The organism is Deltaproteobacteria bacterium (assembly GCA_030654105.1).
GTDB lineage: Bacteria > Desulfobacterota > SM23-61 > SM23-61 > SM23-61 > JAHJQK01.
Window position 1 is genome coordinate 1 of the sequence record JAURYC010000141.1, and the last position, 7,038, is coordinate 7,038.

General features: G+C 49.6%; 9 protein-coding genes. 3 read left to right on the forward strand and 6 right to left on the reverse strand.

What is annotated here, in order from left to right; translation table 11 throughout:
- From Q7V48_05740 to Q7V48_05760, 5 genes are all read right to left on the reverse strand, one after another.
- Positions 1–190, reverse strand: a 190-nt coding sequence (locus Q7V48_05740) for an ethanolamine utilization protein EutJ (protein ID MDO9210238.1), incomplete at its 3' end; no start/stop codon positions are given.
- Positions 191–369: 179 nt separating this feature from the next.
- Complete coding sequence (locus Q7V48_05745) at positions 370–1,185, reverse strand: PIG-L family deacetylase (GenBank protein ID MDO9210239.1); 816 nt, start codon at positions 1,183–1,185, stop codon at positions 370–372.
- A gap of 65 nt (positions 1,186–1,250) precedes the next feature.
- Complete coding sequence (locus Q7V48_05750) at positions 1,251–2,408, reverse strand: anhydro-N-acetylmuramic acid kinase (GenBank protein ID MDO9210240.1); 1,158 nt, start codon at positions 2,406–2,408, stop codon at positions 1,251–1,253.
- A complete protein-coding gene (gene murQ, locus Q7V48_05755; GenBank protein ID MDO9210241.1) occupies positions 2,405–3,313 on the reverse strand; it encodes an N-acetylmuramic acid 6-phosphate etherase in 909 nt (302 codons plus the stop codon). Before murQ ends, Q7V48_05750 begins: the two co-directional genes overlap by 4 nt.
- A gap of 72 nt (positions 3,314–3,385) precedes the next feature.
- Entirely contained in the window at positions 3,386–3,970 is a 585-nt protein-coding gene (locus Q7V48_05760) for a flavodoxin family protein (GenBank protein ID MDO9210242.1), read from the reverse strand.
- A gap of 159 nt (positions 3,971–4,129) precedes the next feature.
- Between Q7V48_05760 and pal the strand changes: the two genes are divergently transcribed.
- Together pal and Q7V48_05770 are read left to right on the forward strand one after the other, a co-directional pair.
- On the forward strand, positions 4,130–4,795 hold the full coding sequence (gene pal / locus Q7V48_05765) for a peptidoglycan-associated lipoprotein Pal (protein ID MDO9210243.1): 666 nt from the start codon (positions 4,130–4,132) through the stop codon (positions 4,793–4,795).
- 106 nt (positions 4,796–4,901) lie between these two features.
- Entirely contained in the window at positions 4,902–5,186 is a 285-nt protein-coding gene (locus tag Q7V48_05770; GenBank protein ID MDO9210244.1) for an HU family DNA-binding protein, read from the forward strand.
- Positions 5,187–5,326: 140 nt separating this feature from the next.
- On the opposite strand, the gene Q7V48_05775 is transcribed toward Q7V48_05770, so the two are convergent.
- Positions 5,327–6,289 carry an NAD-dependent epimerase/dehydratase family protein gene (locus Q7V48_05775; protein ID MDO9210245.1) on the reverse strand — a complete coding sequence of 321 codons (963 nt, stop codon included), beginning with the start codon at positions 6,287–6,289 and terminating at the stop codon, positions 5,327–5,329.
- A gap of 149 nt (positions 6,290–6,438) precedes the next feature.
- Here Q7V48_05775 and Q7V48_05780 point away from each other — a divergent pair.
- The coding region (locus Q7V48_05780; GenBank protein MDO9210246.1) for an MFS transporter at positions 6,439–7,038 on the forward strand (600 nt) is incomplete at its 3' end.

The following is a 7,038-nucleotide window of genomic DNA, read 5'->3' on the forward strand; positions in this document are numbered from 1 at the left end:
TTATTTCATCAACGGCCATCTCCTGTCCTTCCAGGTTATTGCGGCCATACTTGGCAGCCCCCCCACTCAGAGGCCCGGTATAGCCGATGTTGATGGTTTCCGCCGGTGCAACTCGGGCTGGGCCAAAAACCAATAACCCGAAAATGCATAGAAGAGAAACTATGAAAACCAGTCTTTTTTTTCGATTCATACCTCCTCCTTTCCTACAAGATTTTTTCTTTGTCTTTGCCTCTTACCATTTCCCGACCAGGCTGTCAATAAAAAAGCCAGGCGCCCTCTCCGCCCGGACCGGAGTACCACCAGGAATGAAAACGCAACCTTTAAAAATGAGGGTGGGCAAGAAAAGACAACGGAAAACATCCTTAAAGTTCAAGATAGGCCGAAAGCCTGGATAAAGGCTTCCACATCCTGCCGGATAAAGGCTGCCAGGGTCAAGTTCCTATTTTCTAAAAGTTCATTCATATCCAAAAAAATTTCTACGAAGGCGGCTTTTTGGATTTCGTGGCTTTCCCAAAAGATGGCTTCGTAATTGTTCTTGCCTAAAATCCCTTGCTGATAATTTTTATAGGCAACCTGGCTGGAGTGGGCTAGAACCGCTTCTACTTTTCTTTTGATGATGGGGGTAATGTCCCGCACAATCCTCCTGCGCACTCCCCAAAAGCACCCCCAGAGACTGTATCCCAGAAGGTTGGGTTTCAAATTGGAATCCATCCGCAGGGCTTCGATGCTCAACTGGGTGCAAAGTTGATGGGTCAAGTGGCGTTCGTAAGGAGCCGGCAGGAAAACTTCCTCCGGACAGATAAGTTGAAAGATCCTTATCAAGGTTTCCTCCACTTCCTGTTTCACTCCCCCGGCCAATTCTCCACTCCGCTTTTCCAGAAAGAAACCGCCCACGGCTCCTACGGCCCTTAAGGCCGTCAGCGCTTCTTTTTTTCTTAGAGCCGCCATCTCATCATCGGAAATATTTTTATCTTTTCGGGGACTGTTGCGGCCGTCCGTGATATAAACCGCAAAAACTCCTTTTCCCTGATGAGACGCTGCGGCCATCGTGCCCCCCGCGCCTAACACATCGTCATCCGGATGGGGCGCAATGACCAAAATATTGTTTTTTCGCCCTCGATAATCTTCCAGGGATATCCCTTCTTGGACTGCTATGAACTTTTTTTCCCAGGAAACTTCATCCACTTTGTTACCTTCCGTCATTCAAGTTGTTATTATCATTGCAGATTGCTAAGTCTATTTTTCCAACTTCATAATATGATTTTCCCCAAAATTGCTGGCCGCTTAGCGCCGGTCGCCTGGGGAACGTTGGCCGTCATGCCCTGGATCGTCGCATCGGCTAAGAGAGCGAAGGCTACGGCTTCTTTGGCATCCCCCTGAATACCCAATTCGTCTAATGGGCGCACGGGAATAGGGCGGAAAAGATTTACAAGAAAAGCCATGAGGGTTCGGTTGTGCCTTCCTCCGCCAGAGACGAAAATCTCATCCACTTTAAAGCTGGGAAAGATAAACTTCAGGAAACTTCGATGGACTGCCGCCGCGGTAAAGTACGTGGCCGTAGTTATAAGGTCTGCAAACGGCATACCGTTGCCCTGTTCCCACAGGCTCTTTACCAAACCCTCCCCAAAAGTTTCTCTTCCCGTGGACTTGGGTGGTTGGCGTTTTAAATAAGGATGGCGCATCAAATCCCTGAGAAGGTTTTTATCGACCTTTCCCCTGGCGGCGATTTGGCCGTCAACATCGCATCTTTTTCTTCCCTGGAATTTTAAGGCAACCAGCCCATCCAGCACCATATTGCCCGGCCCCGTGTCGAAAGCGATCACTTCTTCCAGTCTTGCGGGGACGATGGTTACGTTGGCGATCCCGCCGAGGTTCAGCAAGGCCCGGACTTTCCCTTTTTTCCGGAAAAGAACAAAGTCGGCATAGGGGACTAAAGGGGCACCGGTTCCTCCAGCGGCAATATCGGCCGGTCGAAAATCGCAGACCGTGATCACGCCCGTTCGGGCCGCAATGATTGCGCCCTCCCCGATCTGCAAAGTCGAATTCCTCCGGCCGGCAGCTCCGCTGAGGTGATAAATGGTCTGTCCATGGGACCCGATGAAATCGATCTGCTCGGGTTTATAGCCCGCATGACGAAGAAGCTTTAAAGCGCAATCCGCCAGGATTTCACCCACGATGAAATTCATTTCGCAAATCTCTTCCGTACGGGCCGAGAGAAGTTGGAGGATCCGATTGCGCATTTGGGCCGAAAAGGGGTAGGTTGCAAAAGATAAAAGATGCACGCTGCTGGCTAATCCCCTTCCCGATATCCGGGTTAAGGCGACGTCCACCCCATCGGTCGAAGTTCCCGCCATCATTCCCAGGGCAATCCTGCTTTTTTTCTGCCAGATCCTTTGCAGGCGTTTCAAAGCACTTTCCTCAAGAGCCCTTTTTCCTGCTTCAGCAATCGTTCGGCCTCGCGGACATTACAACCTTTGGCCCCCACGACAATGGCTACCTTCGTCTGGTTTTTCGCTGATTGTAAAAGCCTTTGGGCGCGAGACCGGGAACATCCCAAAACGGTCATAATAATCCTTTCGGCCCTGTCCTTGAGCTTGGCCGAGGTAGGCCTCACGTCCACCATCAAGTTGCCATAAACCTTTCCCAGGCGGATCATTGCCCCGGTGGAAATCATATTCAGGATCATCTTGGTTGCGGTGCCGGCTTTCAGCCGGGTAGAGCCGGCGATGACTTCTGGCCCAATGGGGGGGTTGATGACCACCCCTCCTTGAGGGGCAATCGGGGGCGATGGGTGGCAGGTAATCAAAATACACCGGGCTTTCCTTTTTGCAGCCTCAGCCAAAGCTCCGCGGACAAAAGGCGTTTTTCCCGATGCGCTGATTCCGCAGACGATGTCTTGCGCTTGAACCCGAGCCCTGCGGATAACCTCAACCCCGGCTCGCAGGTTATCCTCTGCTTTTTCCACTGACTTCCATAGCGCTTTCTTGCCCCCCGCGATGATTCCTTGGACTTTTTTCGGGGAAACTCCGAAGGTCGGGGGACATTCCGCGGCGTCCAACACTCCCAACCTCCCGCTGGTTCCTGCCCCGACATAAAAAAGCCTTCCTCCTTGCTCCAGCGCTTCCTGGACCATTGTAATTGCCCGGGCAATGGCCTTTAACTGCGACCGGACGGCCAGAGCGACTTTTTGGTCTTGGCGGTTTATGATCTCTGCGATCTTTAGGGCCGAGGCTACATCAATATCAAGCGAAACAGGATTGTCTTTTTCCGTCGGCCCAATATCTCTTTGTTTTCTTCTTGATTTATTGACCAAGATTTTTAATCTTCTCCAAACTCCAAACTGGATATTCTTTATTCCGCATTCCGAAGTCCGCAATCCGCAATCTTATTTACACGAACTCTCCAGGACTAATTCCTTTCCCAAGGCATACGCTTCGGCCATTGCCGCAGGATGTTTCAAAATATCGCCTTGCGCGTCGATGTTCTGGAAAAGTAAGGATCGGTAAAACGTCATATCCAGAGAATCAAAAAAATACTTCATGGTCAGTAGGGGGCCGTCAAATATCTTGCTTCCCTTGGACCCTCCCACGGACAGAAATACTCCTCGGCGATGGGGTTTTCCAGGCGAAATGGGCTGCTTCAGCAGATACTTCCTGGCCCACATGACCTGGCAGCGGTCGATGAAAGCTTTAGCGTGAGCGCTTACCGCGTAGAAGAAGATCGGTGAAGCCAAAGCCAAGGCATCGGCTTCTACTAATTTGGGGTAGAGGGATTGCATATCATCTGGGATTGGGCATTGCCCGTTTTTTTTACAAGCGTAAATTTCTAAGCACGGTGAAACCTTCAAGGCGCGGAGAAAAACTTCTTCGATTTCTGCTCCTACGTCCTGACACCCTCGCAGCAGCTCTTTCAGGAGCAATTCTGTGTTCCCTCCTTTGCGGGGACTTCCGTAGATCCCTAAGACACGCATATTCCCCTCCAACTTTCCCCTGCACTTGTTTTCCCTTACCTTAACAAACCCGTCTTCTCCTGCCAAGGGGAAAAACAATAATCCGTTCAATTTTGCCCTTGACAGGTTCCTTAACAGATTATAATCTCTTTTTAAGCCTATAGAGAAAGGGAAAAGAAAGTGAAGACCATCAGAATTTTATTGCTGGTGATGTTAGCCTTAATTTTAGTGCTGGGTGTGGGCTGCGCGAAAAAAGTTATCCATTCCGAGGCGACGCCTTTTACACCCCTAAAGGTGGAAGCGAAGCCCCCTGAAATTAAGCCAGAAGAAAAATCCGCAGAAAAACTTGAAGCCCCCGCCCCGGATCAGTTAGCCGCTCAGGAACGGGAGAGGAAGATAAAAGAGGAGGCCCTGCGGGAGGAAACGCTCCGGGAAAAATCCTTAAGGGAAAAGGCGTTCAGGGAGGAGACGGCCCAAAGAGAAGCTTTGGCCCGGGAAGCCGCTCTGAAGAAGATAAATCTGGAATCGATTTATTTCGATTACGACCAGGCGGTCATTGTCGAGGGCCAAAAAGAAATCATGCTAAAAAATTCCCAATGGCTCAAGGCCAACCCGCAAGCGCGGATTAAAATTGAAGGAAACTGTGATGAGCGCGGGACGGCGGAATATAACTTGGCCCTTGGCCAGAGAAGGGCGGATGCAGCCAAAGATTTCTTGGAAGGATTGGGAATTAATTCCAAGCGGATGCAAACCATCAGTTATGGATTTGAACGTCCTCTCCAGCAGGGCCAGGATGAAGCTGCCTGGGCCAAAAATCGAAGGGTAGATTTTGTTCTCATCCGGTGATTTTCTGGTGGGTTGTTCACTTAGGGAAAGACGAGATCGTTGGGGTGCGTTTTTAAAAAAATAGGTTGTTGTCCATTAAAACAGAAAGGAGAAAAGTTTTATGCCCATGACAAAAAATCAGGTCGTTTCCTATCTGGCGGAGCAGGTCGGCATCACTAAAAAGCAGGCCAATGCTGCTCTCGACGAACTGGCCGGCTTGGCGGCAAAAATTATCAAAAAAGGGGATAAACTGGCCCTTCCTGGCTTCGTCACCGTTAAGGTCCAAAACCGCAAAGCACGAATCGGCCGCAATCCCCAAACTGGGGAGCCTCTTAAGATTCCGGCCAAGAAAGTAGTGAAGGCTGTCCCCGCCGCAGCCTTAAAAGCAATCCTTAGTCCCAAGAAAAAATAGCTGCTGGAGCAGCAAAGGTAGGGGCGGTTTTAAGAAATCGCCCCTACAAATTTTCTTCCCTTGGGGAGTCCCTTGGATAAACTCCTGAACGGAGGCTTATTCGTTACCTCCCCTATCCATCTGCGAAAAACTTCTGATTTTTAACGATAACGCTCTGGGTTTCCCTTCAATTCTTCGTAAAAATTGGCGATCATCCCTTCCAGCGAATACTCCGGCTTCCATCCCCACTCTTTTTCCGCCAGGCTGTCATCGTAGGTGATTCCCTGGGATTTGCTGTGGAATTCCATAGCCAGGGGGTCGGGCTTGAAATTTAAAATGGCCTGAGGGAAGTGTTTTCTGATGGCAGCGACAAGCTCGGCAGCGGAATTCATGGGCTTAATTCCGGCGAGGAGATAACAGACCGTTTGGATCGCCTCTGCCGGGGCTGCTTCGAGCAAAAGGAGAGATCGGGCGGCATCCTTGAAGTATAGGACGGGACAACGGGTTTCCGGTGTAACGAAGATATCATAAGGTTCTCCGTAAAAGGCTTTCTCTACGGCCCAGGCATTATAAATAGAGATATGAGCGGTTTTGGCTCCCGGACCAACGACCGAAGGGAAGCGCACGGCGCGAAAATCGATTCCATACTTTGTTTTGTAGAACCTTCCCAAAAGTTCACAAAAAACTTTGGTGGAACCATACATGGTTATGGGTCGCTGTAAAGTAAAATCGTTGATCACCGGTTTTTGAATGTCCAAACCGTAAGTCGCAATCGTGCTGGTGAAGATTACCTTGAGAATGTTGAACAGGCGGGCGGCTTCTAATACGTGATAGGTTCCGGCCACATTGGTTGCAAAGGCCGATTGGGGATCGGCGTTGGATGGCAAGGAAAGCATGCCACCCAGGTGGAAAATGGCCTTGGGACTGCTTTTTTTAACAGCTTCGAGGATCTTAGAAAAATTTCCCAGATCGGCCTGAAGAATGGTCATTTTCCCTTCGATTCCCGTAAAACGCTGAGGGACCAGCCATTTATCCAATACCCAAACTTTTTCCCCCTTTTCCACCAGCATTCTTGCCAGCTCTGACCCAATAAGCCCATACCCTCCGGTGATTAAAACGGACATATGCACCTCCTAAATTTGTGATGAATTTTTTCGCCCAATCTTCCTTTCCTGCGTTTCGCCCAGGAGTGAATGGCAGAAAGTCATTGGCTTTATCATGTAAAATTGATAAAGATATATAACATTAAGCCCAAGAATCGTAAAGAAGATCTATGCCCAATTTTCTTCACTCCCATTACCGCTGGGTTGTCGTAGGAGTTTTATGGCTGGTGCATGCGTTTGGTTTTATGAATTTTTCCAGCCTGGGAATCCTTGCCCCTTTCATTATGGAAGATTTCCAATTAACTTCCGTGCAAATCGGCTTCTTAATTTCCGCGTTGTCCATCGGAGCTTCTCTCAGTCAAATGCCTGCTGGTTTGATATCAGACTTTTTTGGAGTGCGCTTTATGTTGGCTTTGGGGGTCGCATTGATAGGTTTTTTCTTTGCCCTCTTAGCTTATGCCTCCTCTTATCCAGTTGCTCTTTTGATCCTCTTGTTTTACGGTCTAGCCAGCGGCATCATAACGCCCACCACCAGCAAAAGTGTCCTGGACTGGTTCCCCACCGTTGGCCGAGCTACGGCCATGGGCATAAAGCAAACCGGCGTAAACTTCGGGGGTATTCTTGCCGGGATCATCTTCCCCTTCTTTGTGTTGTATTTCTCATGGCGACAAAGTCTCTTCACTGTGGGCTTGGTCGAAATGGCCTGCGCAGTCTTCATCTATAAATTCGCCAAGGAATCTCCGGTCAAAACTCCGGTACCCCAATCATCC